At 48.3% G+C, this 20,764-nt stretch carries 19 protein-coding genes; 13 read left to right on the plus strand and 6 right to left on the minus strand.

Annotated features, from left to right (window positions below; translation table 11 throughout):
• Nucleotides 1-161: 161 nt before the first annotated feature.
• From trxB to infA, 4 genes are all read left to right on the plus strand, one after another.
• A complete protein-coding gene (trxB, locus tag EDC56_RS00325) occupies nt 162-1,112 on the plus strand; it encodes a thioredoxin-disulfide reductase (protein WP_123710552.1) in 951 nt (316 codons plus the stop codon).
• Between the two features lie 60 nt (nt 1,113-1,172).
• On the plus strand, nt 1,173-1,889 hold the full coding sequence (gene aat, locus EDC56_RS00330) for a leucyl/phenylalanyl-tRNA--protein transferase (protein WP_123710553.1): 717 nt from the start codon (nt 1,173-1,175) through the stop codon (nt 1,887-1,889).
• Between the two features lie 17 nt (nt 1,890-1,906).
• Nucleotides 1,907-2,617 carry an arginyltransferase gene (locus EDC56_RS00335; protein ID WP_123710554.1) on the plus strand — a complete coding sequence of 237 codons (711 nt, stop codon included), beginning with the start codon at nt 1,907-1,909 and terminating at the stop codon, nt 2,615-2,617.
• A 117-nt stretch (nt 2,618-2,734) separates the two neighbouring features.
• The gene (gene infA, locus EDC56_RS00340) at nt 2,735-2,953 is read left to right on the plus strand and encodes a translation initiation factor IF-1 (RefSeq protein ID WP_123710555.1); all 219 of its coding nucleotides are present in this window, start codon (nt 2,735-2,737) and stop codon (nt 2,951-2,953) included.
• 71 nt (nt 2,954-3,024) lie between these two features.
• Here the strand turns inward: infA and clpA are convergent, their stop codons facing one another.
• Together clpA and clpS are read right to left on the minus strand one after the other, a co-directional pair.
• The gene (gene clpA, locus EDC56_RS00345) at nt 3,025-5,298 is read right to left on the minus strand and encodes an ATP-dependent Clp protease ATP-binding subunit ClpA (RefSeq protein WP_123710556.1); all 2,274 of its coding nucleotides are present in this window, start codon (nt 5,296-5,298) and stop codon (nt 3,025-3,027) included.
• Nucleotides 5,299-5,330: 32 nt separating this feature from the next.
• Nucleotides 5,331-5,696, minus strand: coding sequence for an ATP-dependent Clp protease adapter ClpS (gene clpS, locus EDC56_RS00350; protein ID WP_123710557.1), 366 nt, complete (start codon nt 5,694-5,696; stop codon nt 5,331-5,333).
• 238 nt (nt 5,697-5,934) lie between these two features.
• On the opposite strand from clpS, the gene cspD reads away from it, so the two are divergent.
• Nucleotides 5,935-6,186 carry a cold shock domain-containing protein CspD gene (cspD, locus tag EDC56_RS00355; protein ID WP_123710558.1) on the plus strand — a complete coding sequence of 84 codons (252 nt, stop codon included), beginning with the start codon at nt 5,935-5,937 and terminating at the stop codon, nt 6,184-6,186.
• Between the two features lie 54 nt (nt 6,187-6,240).
• Here cspD and icd read toward each other — a convergent pair whose 3' ends face one another.
• Complete coding sequence (icd, locus tag EDC56_RS00360; RefSeq protein ID WP_123710559.1) at nt 6,241-7,494, minus strand: NADP-dependent isocitrate dehydrogenase; 1,254 nt, start codon at nt 7,492-7,494, stop codon at nt 6,241-6,243.
• A 116-nt stretch (nt 7,495-7,610) separates the two neighbouring features.
• Between icd and EDC56_RS00365 the strand changes: the two genes are divergently transcribed.
• Entirely contained in the window at nt 7,611-8,258 is a 648-nt protein-coding gene (locus EDC56_RS00365) for a pseudouridine synthase (protein WP_123710560.1), read from the plus strand.
• A gap of 55 nt (nt 8,259-8,313) precedes the next feature.
• Here the strand turns inward: EDC56_RS00365 and EDC56_RS00370 are convergent, their stop codons facing one another.
• Complete coding sequence (locus EDC56_RS00370) at nt 8,314-10,539, minus strand: NADP-dependent isocitrate dehydrogenase (protein WP_123710561.1); 2,226 nt, start codon at nt 10,537-10,539, stop codon at nt 8,314-8,316.
• Between the two features lie 293 nt (nt 10,540-10,832).
• Here EDC56_RS00370 and EDC56_RS00375 point away from each other — a divergent pair, with 293 nt between their 5' ends.
• The 6 genes from EDC56_RS00375 (at nt 10,833) to EDC56_RS00400 (ending at nt 16,269) form a co-directional block, all read left to right on the plus strand.
• Nucleotides 10,833-11,291, plus strand: coding sequence for an NUDIX domain-containing protein (locus tag EDC56_RS00375; RefSeq protein WP_123710562.1), 459 nt, complete (start codon nt 10,833-10,835; stop codon nt 11,289-11,291).
• 13 nt (nt 11,292-11,304) lie between these two features.
• On the plus strand, nt 11,305-12,432 hold the full coding sequence (gene mnmA, locus EDC56_RS00380) for a tRNA 2-thiouridine(34) synthase MnmA (protein ID WP_123710563.1): 1,128 nt from the start codon (nt 11,305-11,307) through the stop codon (nt 12,430-12,432).
• Between the two features lie 19 nt (nt 12,433-12,451).
• Complete coding sequence (gene hflD, locus EDC56_RS00385; protein ID WP_123710564.1) at nt 12,452-13,084, plus strand: high frequency lysogenization protein HflD; 633 nt, start codon at nt 12,452-12,454, stop codon at nt 13,082-13,084.
• 99 nt (nt 13,085-13,183) lie between these two features.
• A complete protein-coding gene (gene purB, locus EDC56_RS00390) occupies nt 13,184-14,551 on the plus strand; it encodes an adenylosuccinate lyase (protein WP_123710565.1) in 1,368 nt (455 codons plus the stop codon).
• Between the two features lie 187 nt (nt 14,552-14,738).
• Complete coding sequence (locus EDC56_RS00395) at nt 14,739-15,860, plus strand: cupin domain-containing protein (RefSeq protein ID WP_162844033.1); 1,122 nt, start codon at nt 14,739-14,741, stop codon at nt 15,858-15,860.
• Nucleotides 15,832-16,269, plus strand: a complete 438-nt coding sequence (locus EDC56_RS00400) for a GNAT family N-acetyltransferase (RefSeq protein WP_123710567.1) — start codon at nt 15,832-15,834, stop codon at nt 16,267-16,269. Before EDC56_RS00395 ends, EDC56_RS00400 begins: the two co-directional genes overlap by 29 nt.
• Nucleotides 16,270-16,319: 50 nt before the next feature.
• Here the strand turns inward: EDC56_RS00400 and ppsA are convergent, their stop codons facing one another.
• A complete protein-coding gene (gene ppsA, locus EDC56_RS00405; protein WP_123711710.1) occupies nt 16,320-18,689 on the minus strand; it encodes a phosphoenolpyruvate synthase in 2,370 nt (789 codons plus the stop codon).
• A 148-nt stretch (nt 18,690-18,837) separates the two neighbouring features.
• Here ppsA and ppsR point away from each other — a divergent pair, with 148 nt between their 5' ends.
• Nucleotides 18,838-19,656: a posphoenolpyruvate synthetase regulatory kinase/phosphorylase PpsR gene (gene ppsR, locus EDC56_RS00410; protein WP_123710568.1), complete on the plus strand. Its 819-nt coding sequence runs from the start codon at nt 18,838-18,840 to the stop codon at nt 19,654-19,656.
• A 9-nt stretch (nt 19,657-19,665) separates the two neighbouring features.
• Here ppsR and EDC56_RS00415 read toward each other — a convergent pair whose 3' ends face one another.
• Entirely contained in the window at nt 19,666-20,667 is a 1,002-nt protein-coding gene (locus tag EDC56_RS00415) for a site-specific integrase (protein ID WP_123710569.1), read from the minus strand.
• Nucleotides 20,668-20,764 lie beyond the last annotated feature (97 nt).

Raw genomic sequence — 20,764 nt, forward strand, 5'->3', positions numbered from 1 at the left:
AAGCTATCTTTCGTACCGCTTTAACGAAGCTTCGTCGAAATTCAGCGACTATAGCAAGCCTTATCAGCTTTTTTTACCCTCACTCCTTTAAAAACTATACCTCACCCCATACATTGTGTTCATACGTTACTAAACCCACAGACTTATACTGGGAAGAACTCATGAGCGAAACCATTCATCACCCACTAATTATTCTTGGCTCTGGCCCTGCAGGCTATACGGCAGCTGTTTATGCGGCCCGGGCTAATCTAAACCCTGTCGTTATTACTGGGATGCAGCAAGGGGGTCAGCTGACTACCACCACTGAAGTTGACAACTGGCCTGGCGGCCAAGAAGGACTACAGGGCCCTGAGCTAATGATGAAGATGCAAGAGCATGCTGAGCGCTTTGACACTCAAATTGTCTTCGACCATATTGAAAGTACGGACCTCGCCAGCGCTCCATTCACCTTGGTCGGCAACAATAACACCTACACCTGTGATTCGCTGATTATTGCCACTGGCGCCTCTGCACAATACCTGGGTCTACCATCTGAAGAGGCTTTCATGGGCAAAGGCGTTAGTGCCTGCGCTACCTGTGATGGTTTTTTCTATCGCGGTAAAAAAGTTGCAGTAATCGGTGGTGGTAATACCGCGGTTGAAGAAGCTCTCTATCTTTCTAATATCGCCGCTGAAGTCACTCTAGTTCACCGACGCGATAGTTTGCGCAGCGAGAAGATTTTACAAGATAAGATCAAAGACCGCGCTGAAAATGGCAACATCAACATACTCTGGAACAACACTCTCAATGAAGTTCTTGGTGATGACACGGGTGTAACAGGCCTTGAGCTCACAAGCACGCTTGACGGTAGTAAACAGAAAATTGATGTTGATGGTGTTTTCATCGCGATAGGCCATAAACCAAACACCGACATTTTTAAGGGTCAGTTAGAGATGAAGGATGGCTACTTAAAGATTAATAGCGGTACAGAAGGCAATGCGACTCAATGCAGTGTTGAAGGAGTCTTTGCTGCGGGCGATGTGGCCGATCATATTTATCGCCAGGCAATAACCTCTGCTGGTTTTGGTTGCATGGCCGCTCTTGATGCTGAGCGCTACCTTGACAACCAGTAGTCTTACCGAGTAGATCTTGCGTACAATAGGCAAAACCCTCGACTCTATTGTACGCATGTTATGACGATACCCTGGCTCCCAGAAGACTCCTGTATATTCCCTCCCGTCAACTCGGCCCTGAAAGATCCAGATGGCCTATTGGCAGCAGGTGGCGACCTTTCCCCTGAAACACTGCTATCCGCATACAAAAACGGTATATTCCCCTGGTATGATCAGGATCAACCTATTTTATGGTGGTCACCCGACCCTCGCACCATTGTAGAACCACAAACAGCGCACGCCTCACGCAGCCTCAAGAAGTTTATTCGCAAACACCCGCCAACAGTCACCTTCGATCAAGACTTCTCCAATGTCATCAAACAATGCAGACTCACACGCGAAAATAAAGAAGGAACTTGGATTACAGATGAGATGGAAGCCGCCTATAATTCATTATACCGAATGGGCTATGCGCACAGCGTTGAAGTCTGGGACGAAGATGAACTGATTGGCGGCCTTTATGGTATTGCATTAGGCAGGGCTTTTTTTGGAGAGTCCATGTTCAGCCTACGCGACAATAGCTCGAAAATCGCCTTTATCACGCTCTCAAAGTACCTCCAACACTGGCAATTTGAACTCATAGACTGCCAAGTAGAGTCAGAGCATCTCTTATCTCTTGGCGCCCAAGTGATTAGCCGAGACAGCTTTATCGAGCGCATCAACACAGCGACAATCAAGGCAACACAGATTGATTGGCAAGTCCCCCCCGGGTTATTAGCCTCACTGTCACAGCCTTAGAATAATGAGGACTAAACGTGGCCGACCTAAAAGTCTACGCAACATCTCCCCACCCCTGCAGCTACCTTGCTGACAAAGAAGCAGTAACCCTGTTTTTAGATCCTAATGCAGAAGTAGATAAATCACTTTACAGCCAGCTCAGTGATATTGGCTTTAGGCGCAGTGGCGATAATGTCTATCGCCCTCATTGCCAAAACTGCAATGAATGTCAGGCGGCAAGAATTGATGTCAACAAGTTCACGCCCACAAGAAGCCAGAAGCGTGTCATTAAACAAAATCAAGACCTAAGTATCGAGATGATTGACACCATCAACACCGAAGAGTGCTACCAACTCTATGAACAGTACATCAATCAGCGGCACGCAGATGGAGACATGTACCCGGCAAGTGAGGAGCAATATCGCTCATTTTTATCAGATCAATGGGGCATTACGCGTTACCTAGCTTTCCGCCTGCACGGTGAACTGATTGCTATAGCCGTTATAGATGAGCTCAAATCAGGTTTAGCGGCCGTATACACATTCTACTCACCTACCGAACAACGGCGAAGCTTGGGCAGCCTAGCGGTACTGAAGCAAATAGAAGCAGCAAAGAACAGTGAGCTTCAATACGTTTATCTTGGCTATTACATAGAAGAGTGCCAAAAAATGTCTTATAAGCGACACTTTCACCCGCTTGAAGTCCTTCATGATGGCGCTTGGCGTGAATTAATCACTTCAAACGTCTAGAAGTTTTGCTTATTGTAGCCAGATGAGGCAAAATTGCGCGAATTTATTTGCTGGCGTAGCTATTGCTTATATTTGACGCAGCGAAAAGGATGTTTTTTAACCAGAGGTGAGCGCCGCATGGCAAAAGAAGACCAGATTGAAATGGAAGGGGAAGTTGTTGATACCCTACCAAACACTACTTTTAGAGTAGAGCTTGAAAACGGCCACGTAGTCACGGCCCACATTTCAGGTAAAATGCGTAAGAACTACATCCGTATTCTTACTGGAGACAAGGTTCGCGTTGAGCTAACTCCATACGACCTAACCAAGGGCCGTATTACCTACCGCGCTCGCTAATATACCCAGCAAGTTCGGCAGGTACAAAAACAGCGGCCATTGCCGCTGTTTTTGTATGTTCATCATACCCCTTAGACGACGACCTCTTCTGCCGCAAGAACCAGTTTCTCATCCTCGATCAGCACATGAACTGTACCACCGGACTCCGCAAGCTCCCCAAACAACACCATCTCTGCAAGCGGCTTTTTAATCGACTCCTGGATAATCCGAGCCATGGGTCTTGCCCCCATGTTCTGATCATAACCATGCTCAACCAGCCATAACCTTGCCTCCTGACTGATCTCTAACACTACCTTTTTGTCGTCGAGCTGTGCTTGTAACTCTACTAAGAATTTATCCACGACAGTAAGCACCACATCAACATTCAGGCTATCAAACTGAATGATGCCGTCCAACCTATTTCTAAACTCCGGCGTGAACATCTTTTTAATAGCTTCTGCACCATCGGTGCTATGATCCTGTACGGTAAAGCCAATGGAGCGCCTTGCTATATCTTCCGCCCCCGCATTTGTCGTCATAATAAGAATGACATTACGGAAGTCAGACTTTCGACCATTGTTATCGGTCAATGTACCGTGATCCATTACCTGCAATAAAAGATTAAAGACATCAGGATGAGCCTTCTCTATTTCATCCAGCAATATGACACTATGCGGCGACTTGCTTACAGCCTCAGTTAATAAGCCACCTTGATCATAACCAACGTACCCAGGGGGGGCGCCGATTAATCGAGAGACAGTGTGACGCTCCATATACTCAGACATATCAAAGCGAATCAACTCGATACCCAGAGCACTGGCAAGCTGTTTAGTAACCTCAGTTTTTCCCACGCCTGTTGGGCCCGAAAAGAGGAAAGAACCGACAGGCTTATCATCGGCTTTCAAGCCAGCCCTGGACAACTTAATCGCAGTACTGAGCGCAGTAATAGCCCTGTCCTGACCAAAGATTGTTAGCTTTAGATTATCTTCAAGCTTGGCGAGAACGCTCTTGTCAGTGCTAGAAACACTCTTAGCCGGTATTCGAGCAATCTTGGAGATAACTAGCTCAATATCAGACACCCCTATGAGCTTCTTGCGTTTATTCGTCGGCTGTAAACGCTGATAAGCCCCCGCCTCATCGATGACATCAATAGCCTTGTCCGGAAGGAAGCGCTCATTAATATAGCGCTCTGCAAGCTCTGAAGCTGCTTTAAGAGCCTTGGCGCTATACTTGACGTCGTGATGCTCCTCAAACTTACCTTTCAAGCCCTTAAGTATTTCAAAAGTTTGCTCTACAGACGGCTCTAAAATATCAACCTTCTGAAAGCGACGCGCTAGCGCCCTATCCTTCTCAAAAATCCCTCGGAACTCTTGGAATGTCGTCGAACCAATACAGCGCATCTCACCAGAACTAAGCATAGGCTTAACCAAGTTTGAGGCATCCATTACACCACCTGATGCCGCCCCTGCTCCGATAATAGTATGTATTTCATCGATGAAGAGAATGGCATGCTTTCGCTTCTTAAGCTCGGCAAGTAAGCCCTTAAAGCGCTTTTCAAAATCCCCTCTGTATTTAGTACCCGCCAACAGCGAACCTAGATCCAAAGAGTATACGACGCTATCTTTAAGTATGTCCGGAACCTTACCTTCGACAATAAGCTTAGCCAGCCCCTCTGCAATCGCAGTTTTACCAACACCTGACTCACCGACCAACAATGGATTGTTCTTACGTCGACGAGAAAGAATCTGCGAAACACGGGCAACTTCATGATCACGCCCAATCAAAGGGTCGATCTTACCTAAGGCCGCTTGCTCATTAAGGTTTGTAGAGTAGCTGTCAAGTGGATTGGCCTCGGTAGACTCACCTGTAAAACCCTCTTCCTCGACCTGCTCTTGCTCCGCAGACTCACTCGAGTTCGCACTACCACCAGAGACTTTAGAGATACCATGGGTAATATAATTAACGACATCAAGACGTGCGATATTCTGCTGCTTAAGAAGGTAAACAGCCTGACTTTCCTGCTCGCTAAAAATGGCAACGAGGACATTAGCACCCGTTACCTCCTTCTTTCCAGACGACTGAACGTGAAAAACGGCTCGCTGCAACACGCGCTGAAAACCAAGAGTAGGCTGGGTCTCTCTTTCCTTGTCGTCTTCAGGAATTAGCGGTGTAGTAGAGTCGACGAAATCCACTAATTCGACACGAAGCTTACTTATATCGATACCGCAAGCGGTTAGCACGGACTGTGCGGCACTATTATCAAGTAGCGCCAAAAGTAAGTGCTCGACCGTCATGAATTCATGGCGCTTAGTACGTGCACCCTTGAAAGCTATATTAAGTGTGGCTTCCAAATCTTTACTTAGCATATTAAAACCTCGATCTCACTTGCTTAAAATCGTTATTCATCAACAGCCTCTATTTCACACAACAGCGGATGCTCGCTTTCTCGTGCGTACTGATTAACCTGCACCGCTTTCGTTTCAGCAACATCTTTTGAATATATGCCGCAAACTCCCTTCCCCTTATTGTGCACCGCAAGCATCACCCTTGTGGCCGACTCTACTTCAAGATTGAAAAAAGCTTGTAATATATGCACTACAAAGTCCATCGGCGTGTAGTCATCATTAAGCAACACTACCTGATATTGCGATGGACGCTTTAGTTTAGGCTTCTCCTCAGCGACCGCTAATGCGCCGTCACCTTGCTGGAGCTCATCACCTCTATCCATGCTTAATGTTAGTCGAAGATTATTAACTTTACCCATGTCACACTTACTCACGATAGATCCTATTTTTGGAAGTCATTATACTAACACCCAATCGACTAGCAGTTCATACTTGACTAATATGGATTTAGGGTTTAAATGTGTATGTACGATATTTATATGCTTTTTATTTGGCTACGGCAATACCTGCCTAGTCAAACAAGCATTCAAAAATATCTGCTTAATGACAAGTAAGTCAAAGCCTTAAGCTAAAGATAATCAAACAAGGATCGAAGTTATGCAAACTGGAATTGTGAAGTGGTTCAACAACGCTAAAGGATATGGTTTTATCCTTCCCGATGAGGGCGAAGGCGATATTTTCGCTCATTACTCAACGATTGAAATGGATGGCTACAAGACACTTAAAGCGGGACAAAGCGTGGTGTTCGACACCGTCCCGGGGCCAAAAGGGCTCCACGCCTCGCTCATCATGAACCCGGAGTCAGCTCACGCCAAGCAAGACGCCGCCCTTGAAACCACGCCATCTTAGCGCGCTGACCTACCTAGTATCCACACCCCAAGCGAGTGCGGATACTAGGAGTTGCTACATGTTTTCGATAATATCCGCACCAAACTCAGAGCATTTACGCAAGCTAGCGCCCTCCATCAATCGCTCAAAGTCGTAAGTTACTGTTTTGTTGTTAATTGCAACATTCATTCCCTTTATGATCAAGTCGGCAGCATCATTCCAACCAATGTGCCGGAGCATCATCTCTGCCGAGAGGATTAGCGAGCCAGGATTAACCTTGTCCAACCCACTGTACTTAGGGGCGGTGCCATGAGTTGCTTCAAATAACGCGATATCGTCACTTAAATTAGCGCCTGGAGCGATACCTATGCCACCAACTTGAGCCGCCAGAGCATCAGAGAGATAATCCCCGTTAAGGTTGAGCGTGGCAATGACACTGTACTCCTCTGGGCGTAGCAGCACCTGCTGTAGCATCGCATCAGCAATGACATCTTTAAAGATAATCTCACGCCCGGTATTAGGGTTGGTGATCTTCATCCAAGGCCCACCATCAAGAAGCTCTGCACCAAACTCCTCGACAGCCAGCTCATACCCCCAATCCTTAAAGCTACCCTCTGTAAACTTCATGATATTACCCTTATGCACCAAGGTAACTGAAGGGAGGTCCTGCTCGATAGTGTATTGGATAGCCTTCCTGATAAGACGCCGACTGCCATCACGTGAGACGGGCTTAATGCCAATACCGCAATGATCAGAAAATCGAATTTTGGTGACACCCATCTCGTCTTGCAGGAAACTGATTATCTTTTTAGCTTCACGGCTATCGGCCTGCCACTCGATACCACAATAAATGTCTTCAGCATTCTCCCTAAAAATGACCATATTGGTCTTTTGTGGTTCACGAACAGGGGATGGAACCCCTTTGAACCAACGTACTGGTCGCTGACAGACATAGAGGTCAAGCTCTTGTCGCAACGCAACGTTTAGCGAGCGAAAACCACCACCAACAGGCGTTGTTAGAGGACCTTTGATGGCAACAGTATACTCCTTGATAGCATTCAAGGTCTCGGCAGGAAACCAGTCGCCATCATAAAGGTCCGCAGCCTTTTCGCCGGTATATATTTCCATCCAGGAAACTTTTTTAGCTCCTCCATAAGCTTTAGCAACGGCAGCATCGACGACATCGATCATAACTGGCGTAATATCACTGCCAATACCATCGCCCTCGATAAAAGGTATAATTGGATTGTTGGGTACAGATAGCACAAAGTCATCATCGACTCGAATCTTCTCGCCTTGAGCAGGCACCTTAATATGCTGATATCCCATTTTGACCCCGTTTTAATTTAATTAGCAGGTAAATTCCGCATGTACTATACGACAACATCCAGCCAATAGCACATTCGCCACCACTCAATATCCGCATAATCAACCAAGAGCAGCTTATGAGCGAGATTTACCTGTTGAACAAACCCTTTAATGTATTAAGTCAATTTACAGACAAAGAACAAAGGGCAACACTTGCCGACTTCATCAAGACAAGCGATATATACCCTGCTGGGCGGTTAGACTACGACTCAGAGGGACTTATTCTGCTCACAGCTGACGGCCAACTCGCACACAGAATAGCCGACCCAAAACACAAGCTTAGCAAAACCTACCTGGTACAGGTCGAAGGCGTGGTCAAGCAGTCAGTACTGACCCAGCTAAACAAAGGTGTAACACTCAATGACGGCCCCACTAAGCCTGCCAAAGCCGAACTGACCAACGAGCCGAGCTGGCTATGGGAAAGAACCCCCCCAATTCGTCAACGCCAAAACAGCGCCACAAGCTGGCTATCGCTCACTATAAGCGAAGGAAGAAACAGACAAGTTCGCCGTATGACCGCCTCTGTAGGTCACCCTACACTACGGCTGATTCGAATAAAGATCGGCCCATGGAGCCTCGAACAGCTAAAACCAGGTGAGTACAGGATCGAGCATGTTCACATGCCAAAAAGCACAGCACGAGAACAGCCGGGAAAAAATAGGCGAAACACGCGCGCAGGTCTCAACAGCACGCATAAAGCGAGGAACAAAAAACGACAGAAATAGTGCAAAAAAACCGCCTACATTACTGTGGCGGCTTCTCTCGACACGCTTAAATATCTTAGATTGAAGCTATCGCTTCATTCAGGGTCGCACTAGGTCGCATTGAGTCTTCTGCCTTCTTTTGATCCAGCAGATAATAGCCACCTAAATCGATCGCCTCTCCCTGAGCATCGTTGAGCTCCTTAACGATCTTCTCTTCGTTTGAAGACAAGAGCTCAGCGAATGCTGCAAAGCGCTGCTGCAACGCCTTATCATCTGTTTGAGCCGCCAATGACTGGGCCCAGTAAAGCGCAAGATAGTAGTGGCTACCACGATTATCCAGCTCGTTGACACGGCGCGAAGGCGACTTGTTGCTCTCCAAGAACATATCTGTCGCAGTATTCAGCGTCTCAGCGAGAACCTTCGCGGCTTGGTTACCTGACTTAACTGCAAGATCTTCAATTGAGACCGATAGCGCTAAAAATTCACCGAGCGAGTCCCAGCGCAAATGGCCTTCTTGCTCAAATTGCTGCACGTGCTTTGGCGCCGAACCGCCTGCGCCCGTTTCAAATAAACCACCGCCAGCCAGCAGAGGTACAATCGATAGCATTTTTGCGCTAGTGCCAAGTTCAAGGATCGGAAAAAGATCTGTCAAGTAATCACGCAGCACGTTCCCTGTTACAGAGATCGTATCTTGACCAGCCTTAACACGCTCAAGCGTGTAGCGAGTAGCCTCAACAGGCGACATAACCTTAATCTCTAAGTCTGCGATATCGTAATCCTGCAGATACCTTTCAACAATAGAGATGAGGTTGCTGTCGTGTGCGCGGCTCTTGTCTAACCAAAAAACCGCTGGAGAACTGGTCGCTTTAGCACGATTAACAGCGAGCTTAACCCAATCCTTTATCGCGACATCCTTCACCTGACACATGCGCCAGATGTCACCTTTCTCAACATCATGCTCGAAAACCACACGATCTTCGCTATCTATGACGCGAACAACACCATCGGCAGGGATCTTGAAAGTCTTATCGTGCGAACCGTACTCTTCTGCCTTCTTGGCCATTAAGCCAACATTTGCAACATTACCCATCGTAGTAACATCGAAGGCGCCATGCTGCTTACAGAAATCAATGGTCTCTTGATAAACACCGGCATAGCAACGATCAGGGATCATTGCCTTAGTGTCATGCAGCTTACCATCGGTCCCCCACATCATGCCTGAAGAGCGAATTGCTGCCGGCATAGAGGCGTCAATAATCACATCACTAGGAACATGTAGATTGGTAATGCCGCGATCAGAGTCCACCATCGCCAATTCTGGTCGTGAACTATAAACCGCATCGATCGCTGCCACGATCTCTTGCTGCTGATCTTCGCTTAAGCTTTGGATTTTGGCATAAACATCGCCGAGACCATTACTTGCATCAACACCAAGCTCTTCAAATAGCTCGGCATACTTCTCAAAAACATCTTTAAAGTAAACGGTAACCGCATGACCAAACATGATAGGGTCGGAGACCTTCATCATCGTCGCCTTAAGGTGTAGTGATAACATTACACCCTCTGCCTTGGCGTCTTGCATCTCTGCCTCAAAAAAGGCGCGCAGTGACTTGACGCTCATAACAGATGCATCAATAACTTCACCGGCCAACAACGGGTTGCTCGCTTTTAACGTAGTCGTCTGACCATTTGCCAGCAACTCAATACGTACGTCAGTGTCAGCAGCCATAACAGCAGATTGCTCGCTGCCGTAAAAATCACCTGACGACATATGGGCAACATTGGTCTTCGAGGTGCTAGACCACTCACCCATTGAGTGAGGGTTTTTCTTCGCGAAATTCTTTACCGGCGCAGCAACGCGGCGATCAGAGTTACCTTCACGCAACACTGGGTTTACAGCGCTTCCTAGCACCTTTGAATAGCGGTCTTTAACAGCCTGCTCGGAGTCATTAGTTACCTCTTCAGGGTAATCAGGGATGTCATATCCCTTCGCCTGAAGCTCTGCTATTGCAGCATTGAGCTGTGGAATCGAAGCACTGATGTTCGGTAGCTTAATGATATTGGCAGAGGGTGTTTTTGCGAGCTCACCGAGCTCGGCAAGAGCATCACTTTGTTGCTGTTCTGCCGTTAGGTTATCAGGGAAGTTAGCGATGATACGACCAGCAAGAGAGATGTCTCGAGTCTCAACTTCGATGCCTGCGGCACCAGTAAAAGCCTGCACGATTGGCAGTAGTGAGAATGTAGCGAGAGCAGGTGCTTCATCGGTTTGTGTGTAAATTATTTTTGAAGTATCTAGCGTCATGTATGTTCCTAACAGTCTTATGGCGGGTTCGCCCGAGGCTCAATAAAAGATGACTCGTGATCACCTTTGTCAACAATGCTCGAACCCCTTCATTAAAATGCGAGGCACAATATATCATCATTAACAATTATATGTGTCATTCATTTAGATTATTAGGTGAAGGTTAAAAAGGGCAACATGATAAAAAAGCCGACAAACTCATCGATTGCTAGAGCAGCGTGTTAGAATCAATGGCAGCCTTCGCAGCAGGCCTACAGCATCGTTCATACGCGAATAAACACTGAGCTTTTTATATGCAACATAGCTTCACGCCCCATATTACTGTCGCGACCGTCGTAACACGGGAGTTCAGGGGTCACACTCAATACCTGATGGTAGAAGAGCGCTGTAAAGACAGTAACTTACTCGTCTTTAACCAGCCAGCCGGGCATGTTGAGGCACACGAGAGCCTTGTTGACGCCGCTTGCCGGGAAACTCTTGAAGAGACAGCCTACCAAGTAGAGATCACTGCTCTGATTGGCCACTCACGCTACGAAGCAGCGAATGGCTCCACCTATTTCCGTACGACCTTTGCAGCCGACCTTGCAATATATCACGATGACGCCATATTAGATGAAGATATACACAAAGTTCATTGGCTGAGCTATGCCGAAATAATCGCTTTATCTGCTAGAATGCGCAGCCCCTTAGTTATAAAATCCATCAATCGTCACAGAGATGGGCAAATTTACCCCCTTAGTGTGATTTATTAGTACAGGTTTACAAATGAGATCTACCCAAAAAGTCATTGTCGGCATGTCCGGCGGTGTCGATTCATCAGTCTCTGCCCTACTCCTTCTTCAGCAGGGGTATGATGTCGAAGGCTTGTTTATGAAAAACTGGGACGAGGACGACGGCACAGATTACTGCACCGCGAAAGACGACCTTGCTGACGCGCAGGCCGTAGCAGACAAGCTTGGCATCAAGCTCCACACTGCCAATTTCGCAGCAGAGTACTGGGACAACGTTTTCGAGCACTTCTTAGCGGAATATAAGGCCGGCCGCACCCCCAACCCCGACGTGCTGTGTAACCGTGAAATCAAGTTTCGGGCCTTCCTCGACTATGCCATCACTCTGGGCGCCGACCTCATCGCCACCGGGCATTACGTCAGGCGTAAACAGGGCGAGAATGGCACCGAGCTTTTGAAAGGGCTAGATAACAACAAAGACCAAAGCTACTTCTTGCATGCTGTTGGTTGCGAAGAGCTTTCTAAGTGCCTATTCCCTATCGGCGAGATGGAGAAGCCACTGGTTCGCGAAATTGCAGAAGAGCACCAGCTAGCGACAGCAAAGAAGAAAGATAGCACCGGCATCTGCTTCATCGGTGAGCGTCGCTTTAAGGATTTTCTAGCACAATACCTACCCGCCCAGCCCGGCCCAATAGTATCAACAGACGGCCATAGCATGGGCAAGCACTCTGGGCTTATGTACCACACACTAGGACAGCGTCAGGGTCTTGGCATCGGTGGTGTCGCTGGTAACAACAAACACGATGCCTGGTATGTGGTCGACAAAGATTTAGAGAACAACATCCTTTTGGTTGCCCAAGGCAGCCAACACCCTCGACTCTTTAAGAAAACACTAACAACACGACAGGTCTACTGGATTGATGGCAAGGGCCCCTCGCTTCCATTGCGCTGCAGCGCCAAAACTCGGTATCGACAACCTGATCAAGGCTGTCTGATTGAAGGCGACCCCGATGGCGGCTATCGCGTGCATTTCGACCAACTCCAACGCGCTATGACCCCTGGTCAGTCAGTCGTTTTCTATGATGGTGAAACTTGCCTAGGTGGCGGCATTATCGAATACACATTCGATGAAACGCCGCCTATTGAGTCTCCTGTCACACAGTAAAATTAAACAATAGTTGATTATGAATCGTCACCAGCAGCAAACACTCGCACTTGCGGGCATCGTACAAGCAGCAAAACTCGTGGACCAAATTGCAAGGACAGGCGTCTGCAGCAAGCCCGAGCTCGATACCTGCTTGCGCAGCCTCTTTGCCTTTGACCCCGACAGCACAGAGCAGATCTACGGCGACCGTCATCAACTTAGTAGTGGCTTAAAGCTAATCGAGGGGCTATTAGGCAAAGACGATATCGAGGGAAAGCCCGAGATATTGCGCTACGTAATGAGCCTGCTGCATCTCAATAAGAAACTATCAAGTCAAAGTCAGATGCTGGGGATTATCCATTCTCGCCTACAGCATGCCGCTTTCAATCTCGATAATTACGATAACAACCCGCAACCATTAATCACCTCTGTCGCAGGACTCTACCAAGACACCTTATCGTCGCTCACCTTTCGCGTACAAGTCACCGGCAACGTCCAACACTTGAAGACACCCGCCAATGCCGACAAGATTCGCGCCCTGCTCCTTGCTGGCGTGAGGTCAGCCATGCTCTGGCGCCAACTCGGTGGCCGCAGATGGCAATTACTACTGAATCGTCGCCAAATCCTTAGAGATACACGATCTTTACGGCAGAAAAGTACAATTCCAGATTAACTGCGACCTTAAAATATTGTATACTCGCGCCCTTTTCAGCACCCCTCATTCCAACTGTGTGGCGCATGGCGCGCCAACTAAAGCAAATCAGGAAGGTCCATGGACTTATCAGCGTTAACAGCAGTATCACCAATCGACGGCCGCTACGGAAGCAAAACCGAATCGCTCAGGGATATCTTCAGCGAGTTTGGTCTCATCAAAAGCCGTGTCACCGTCGAGGTGCGCTGGCTTCAGTCTCTTGCAAATCATTCGCAAATTACTGAGCTAGCCGCATTTAGCGCGGAAGCCAACGAACTCCTCAACAATCTTGTCAGCAGCTTCACTACCAGTGAGGCCATGCGCGTCAAAGAGATTGAGCGCACAACCAATCATGACGTTAAGGCCGTTGAATATCTCATCAAAGAGAAATTTGAAGGCAACAACGAACTGCTGGCAATCAACGAGTTTGTTCACTTCGCCTGCACAAGCGAAGACATCAACAACCTCAGCCACGCTTTGATGCTGAAAGAGGGGCGTGAAAACGTTCTTGTACCTCTCTGCCAAAAGATTATCGATAAATTGCGTGAGATGGCTCACGAGCTTGCAGAGCTGCCGATGCTATCGCGCACCCATGGCCAAACCGCCAGCCCAACAACTGTCGGCAAAGAGCTTGCCAACGTGGTTGCCCGCCTGCAGCGTCAACTAGAGCAAATTAAGTCTGTTGAGCTATTAGGCAAAATCAACGGAGCAGTAGGCAACTACAATGCCCACCTTAGCGCCTACCCTGAAGTTGACTGGGTAGCTCACGCCAAGGGCTTCATCGAAGGGCTCGGCCTAACCTTCAACCCTTACACAACACAAATAGAGCCACACGATTATATCGCCGAGCTCTATGACGCCATCGCCCGCTTTAACACGATCCTGATCGACCTTGATCGTGACATCTGGGGCTACGTTTCTATGGGCTTTTTCAAGCAGCGTACAATCGCCGGGGAAGTTGGATCATCAACAATGCCACACAAAGTCAACCCAATTGACTTTGAGAACTCAGAGGGCAACCTTGGCATTGCCAACGCAGTAATGAACCACCTCTCTAGCAAGCTCCCCGTTTCTCGCTGGCAGCGCGACCTTACCGACTCAACAGTTCTACGGAACATGGGTGTTGGCCTTGGTTATAGCTTAATCGCTTACGAATCAACAATTAAAGGTCTTGGCAAGCTACAAGTCAACGCCGAACGCATCGGTGACGACCTTAATAACGCCTGGGAGGTTCTAGCCGAGCCTATTCAAACCATTATGCGTCGCTACCACATCGAGGAGCCCTACGAGAAATTGAAAGCGCTGACTCGCGGCCAGGACATCAACAAGGAAACCATCCTCGCCTTCGTTGAAACGCTCGCCATACCGGAAGAGGCCAAACAAGCTATGCGCGAGCTTACGCCGGCTAACTATATAGGGAATGCCGCAAAACAGGCCAAGGACATCTAAGCCCTAGCCTACGACTAGCCGCCCAAGGCGGCTAGCCACCCCTCCTTCACGCCTAGAGCACCTCTTACAAAATGCTGCCGCAACACACGCGATTTTCAATCAGCTACTAAGCCGCTATTATTCCCTCTACCGACACACACAAAGGCCCCTCATGCCCCTCTTTGGCAATATTTCGCTCGAACAATTCATGTCTGAGTACTGGCAAAAAAAGCCTCTACTGATCAAAAACGCCTTCCCCGACTGGCAGCCGCTAATCAGCCCCGACGAACTCGCGGGACTCGCACTAGAAGACTTCATCGAATCTAGAATCCTCGTTGGTAACGCCAAGTTTGACAGCTGGCAACTCGAACACGGCCCTTTCAATGAAGAGCGCTTTGCCAACCTCCCGAAGAAGCATTGGACACTTCTAGTGCAAGGCGTCGACCAATGGAGCGAGCCGGTAGCAGACCTGCTAGAAGAGTTCAGGTTTGCACCGAACTGGCGTGTTGACGACGTAATGATTTCTTATGCTGTCGACGACGCAAGCGTCGGCCCACACTTTGACAACTATGATGTCTTTCTTATTCAAGGGCTCGGGAAAAGACGCTGGCAAGTGGGCGGCAAGTGTGACGATAATACTCCGCTAAAGGAGCATCCCCAACTTAAGATTTTGGCGGACATGGAGACAGAAAACGACTGGATCCTCGAAGAAGGCGACATGCTCTACATTCCACCTTGCTACAGCCATTGGGGCAGAGCTATTGGCGAATCAATGACCTACTCCATCGGTTACACCACACCCACCAATAGCGACATTATCGGCCATCTCTGCAACGACTACCTAAGCCGCTGCAGCGACAAAGAGCGCTACACCGACCCGGAGCTAGAGGTCACCGAAAACCCAGGCGAAATCACCGAAGCCGCACTCGACAAAGTAAAGAGAATACTGCTCAGCATTGCCGACGATGAAACACAGCTCGCACGCGCTTTCGGTGAAATGGTAACCGAAGCTAAAAACCCGGATCTTTTTTCTCCCGCCGAGCCTATCAGTCAAGCTGAAATGCTTGACCTCATCGACAGCAGCAGCATGATTGCTCGCAACAACTGCTCTAAATTAAGCTACTTTAACTTAAAGGATACTTGCCTCTTGTTTGTCGATGGTCAAAGCTTCGACTGCAACACCCAAGGCAGTATTCAAATAGCTAAACAACTTGCCGACAGTGGCGGCCTCATCATCGAAGAAATGTACGAACAACTCAATGACGAGGCATCCACCAAATTACTAATCGAGCTACTTGCAAATGACCACATTGAATTCATCGAAGATTAAAGTCCAACCGGTAAACTGGTTTAACTACCAGAAAGAACTAACAGAAATAAGAACCAAGGTCTTTATCGAAGAGCAATCATGCCCGCCTGATGAAGAATGGGATGAATACGATCGCAGCAGCAAACACTTTATCGCCTATCAAGACGACATCGTACTCGGTTGCGGACGTTTGATGGAGTCCGGTCAGATTGGCCGAATGGCTGTATATAAGCATGCACGAGGCCTAGGGGTGGGCGGGGCCATTCTCGCGACTATCGTGAAGTATTGCGCGGCAAACAACATTGAAAATGTTATGTTGAACGCACAAACACACGCTATAGGCTTCTATCAACGCTATGGCTTTGAGGCGACGGGCGATACCTTTATGGAAGCAGGCATCCCCCACCAAAAGATGACACTTAGCAACTAGCAGAGCAAAAAAAACCGGCAATTGCCGGTTTTTTTAATCAATTTCCGCTATTACTCGGTCTCACCGCCAAGATACATCCAAGTCTCCAGCACAGAATCCGGATTAAGAGAAATGCTCTCAATACCTTGATCCATCAGCCAGCGTGCGAAGTCTGGATGATCGGAAGGCCCTTGGCCGCAGATCCCCACATACTTGCCTGCATCTCGACAGGCTTTTATTGCCATCGCAAGCAATGCTTTTACTGCGTCATTGCGCTCATCAAACAGTTGCGCCACAAGCCCTGAGTCTCGGTCAAGACCAAGCGTCAACTGAGTCAAGTCATTCGAGCCAATTGAGAAACCGTCAAAATACTGCAGGAACTGGTCGGCTAGCAAAGCGTTTGCCGGAAGTTCACACATCATTATCAAGCGCAAGCCATTATCGCCTCGCTTAAGGCCGTTTTCCTCAAGTATCTCGCTGACTTGACGGGCTTCGTCGACTGTTCTTACGAATGGGATCATAACTTCGACATTGGTGAGCCCCATATCGTTACGAACTCGCTTAATCGCCTCACACTCAAGATCAAAGCACTCACGGAACGAGTCAGAGATATAGCGCCCTGCACCACGGAAGCCTAGCATCGGATTTTCTTCAACCGGCTCATAAACGCTGCCACCAACAAGATGCGCATACTCGTTAGACTTGAAGTCCGACATGCGCACAATAACTTTCTTGCCATAGAAAGCACCCGCAATCGATGAAACACCCTCAACGATCTTCTGCACATAGAACTCACGCGGCGACTCGTAGCCTGCGATACGACGATCGACAGATGCCTTAACGTCACGGGTCAAGCTATCGTAGTTTAGTAGCGCCTTAGGATGCACTCCGATCATCCGATTAATAATAAACTCGAGACGCGCAAGACCAACGCCATCATTCGGGTAGGCCTGGAAGTCAAACGCTCGATCAGGGTTACCAACGTTCATCATTAATTTAAACGGCAGCTCTGGCATATTTTTGATATCGGATGTATTGATATCGAACTCAAGCAAGCCATCGTAAACAAAGCCAGTGTCACCCTCTGCGCAAGAAACGGTCACTTCACGCCCTTCGGCAATCAGCTCAGTCGCATCACCGCAACCAACGACAGCTGGAATCCCAAGCTCGCGAGCGATAATTGCCGCATGACATGTCCGTCCACCACGATTCGTGACGATAGCAGAAGCACGCTTCATCACCGGCTCCCAATCTGGGTCGGTCATATCCGTAACCAGGACATCACCATCTTCCACGCGATCCATCTGCGAGATATCTTCGATAACCTTAACTTTACCGCTACCGATACGGTGACCAATAGAGCGCCCTTCACAAACGACCTTACTGCGGCCCTTCATTAGATAGCGCTCCATCTTCGTGGTGTTATCGCGACTCTTGACTGTTTCTGGGCGCGCCTGAACGATATAGAGTTGCTGGTCATCACCATCTTTTGCCCACTCGATGTCCATCGGGCGGCCATAGTGCTTCTCTATAATAAGAGCCTGCTCAGCAAGCGCCTCTACCTCGGCGTCATTCAGCGAGAAGCTGTTTCTCTCTTGCTCTGAAACATCTACAGTTTTAACGCTACGCCCTGCCGACGCCTCCTCACCATAGATCATCTTAATCTGTTTGCTGCCCAAGTTACGACGCAGTACTGCTGGACGCTTATTCTTCAGAATTTGCTTATGTACATAGAACTCATCTGGATTGACAGAACCCTGCACAACAGTTTCACCCAAGCCGTAGGAAGATGTGACGAAAACAACATCGTTAAATCCTGTCTCAGTATCTAAGGTGAACATAACGCCGGCCACGCCCGTCTCACTGCGTACCATGCGCTGAATACCCGCCGAAAGGGCAACTTCGGAATGATCGAAGCCCTGGTGCACACGATATGAAATTGCACGGTCATTATAGAGGGAGGCGAACACTTCTTTGATGGCAACAAAGACGTTATCAAGCCCCTTAATATTCAAGAAAGTCTCTTGCTGCCCAGCGAAAGAGGCGTCCGGAAGGTCTTCCGCCGTCGCAGAAGAACGAACAGCCACACCAAGATTAGCGTTGCCGTTTTGAAGCTTAATGTAGGCAGCTTCGATTTCGCTCTTTAGCTTACCTGCGAAAGGAGCATCGAGTACCCATTGGCGAATTTTAGCACCAACCTCAGCGAGCGCCTTAACGTCTTCAACGTCTAGAGAATTAAGTTCATCGTTGATGCGCTTCTCTAGATTATTTTGATCAATGAAGTCACGATAGGCTTGCGCTGTTGTCGCAAAGCCGTTTGGAACGCTGACACCCGCACCAGAAAGGTTACTTATCATCTCACCAAGAGAGGCATTCTTGCCACCTACACGATCAACATCGTCCATACCACACTGGTCGAACCACAATACGTAATCAGTCAAAATAAACTCTCCTGCTATCATAAGCATCTTGAAAGGGGCAAAGCATGGCAAGATAATACGTGAACCATCTGTAAATTGGTTACCAAATACAAGTTATTTAGCTAGTAAAACAACAAGCATTAAATATCAACAAGTTAAGGCGAGCACCATGAAACGTACAGTCTATTTTATTTCTGACGGAACCGGCCTGACAGCCGAGGCTCTGGGTCACAGCCTGCTGGCGCAATTTCCAGGCATAGAGTTTGAGCACCACACCCTGCCTTACATAGACACCGTTGAAAAAGCGCATGAGGCCGCAGAAGCCATCAACGTATCGAGCAGGCGTGACAGCTACCCTGCGATCGTATTTGACACCATCATCAACAAAGAAGTTAGAGCGGTAATTAGTGCCTGCGACGCACTAATCACCGATATTTTTTCTAGTTTCTTATCGCCTCTTGAAAAATCACTACAAGCACACTCATCCTACAGTGTTGGCTGCGCCCAGAACGCCACCGACAACCCTGCATACATCAACCGAATCGAAGCTGTTCACTACGCACTCGACGCGGATGACGGCGCAAAATTGAATCGCTATGATCAAGCCGACATTATTCTTATTGGCGTATCTCGTAGCGGTAAAACCCCAACCAGCCTTTATCTAGCAATGCAATTCGGCGTCTTTGCTGCGAATTACCCTATTACCGAGGAAGATCTTGAGTCCAACAAGGTACCAAAAGCACTCGAGGCATACCGTCATAAGCTATACGCCCTATCCATAAGCCCTGAGCGACTCTCGGCAATTCGTAATGAGCGTCGAGCCAACAGTCGCTACGCATCAATCATTCAGTGCGAAGACGAGCTGCGCCAAGCACGCTCGATCTATGAGCGCTTCAAGATCCCCGTCATTGACACAACCAGTCAGTCAATCGAAGAGATTTCAACACGGATTCTTGCCGACACAGGCATCGAGCGACGCAACAAATAACTCTAACTGCTATCGCTGCAGTCGTGCCGGCAACAGCGACTGCAAGCTCGCCTCGTGATCGATGTACCGCATAGCACTGCTTACATCCTTCCAGCCGACATAGCTCATCAATTCCTTTAAATCCGTACCACAACTAACAGCATGAGTCGCAAACCCTCGCCGCATTGAGTGAGCACTATAGGACTCACTATCTGCGACACCGGCCTTTATAAGCAAGCCTCGCATCCATGGCGCAAGGCTATTTACTCCCATCGCTGAACCAGCAACCCCACCCCATCGGTTTATCGAGCGAAACAAGGGCCCACTAGTCAGTTGCGACTCGCAAAGCCAGGCTTTAATTGCTTCGATAGGGCATAACGCATCAAGGCATGGCAGTCGATGCGTCACCCCCCGGCCCTCCCTATCAGCTTTTGATGAGCGGAGATAGATTTCCGCACCCTGCCCATCTATCACCTTAATATCCTCAATTTGAACTGACAGCAGCTCAGCGCCACGCATCGCGCGCCAAAAGCCAAGCAGTAGCATCGCTCTATCCCTAAGCGCGACCAACCTCTCCTTCTTTCGCGTTCTTTCATCAATCATTTCGTCGAGATGATTGGCCGCCAACAAAGAAAGGTAGCCATCTATTTTTTCTAGCTCAGCAATAGCAATAGGTTTCGCCTGCCTAGCCTGCCTGTTGTGACGCTTCGCGATACCTCGCATCAACGTCTTAACCTGGGTCGAACGAGCCGGATCAACAAAACCCTGAAGCTGATGCCATTTTGAAATCGAAGCCAAGTAACGGCGCAATGTTGACATCTGTCTTTGCTGAGCCATATCAGCCAAAAACTCAATCAACATATTCTGGCTAGCAGGCAACAAACCACCCCACTTCTCGTAAACACGCACGTCTGAGCGATAGCCACGACGTGTATTTTCAGCAGTGGCAGCCTCCATATAGCCGGCCACGAGGACTTTAGAGTCTTCCTTAGGGCTCCGGCTAACGGACTTATTTGAAACGATTTTAGGCATCGATTTTCACACCATTAACTCATAACAAGTGATAATCCATTATTATCAATCATTAGAAAATATCAAACAATAGCTATGTATAATTGGCTTTATAACG

The organism is Sinobacterium caligoides, assembly GCF_003752585.1.
Classification (GTDB): Bacteria; Pseudomonadota; Gammaproteobacteria; order Pseudomonadales; family Sinobacteriaceae; genus Sinobacterium; species Sinobacterium caligoides.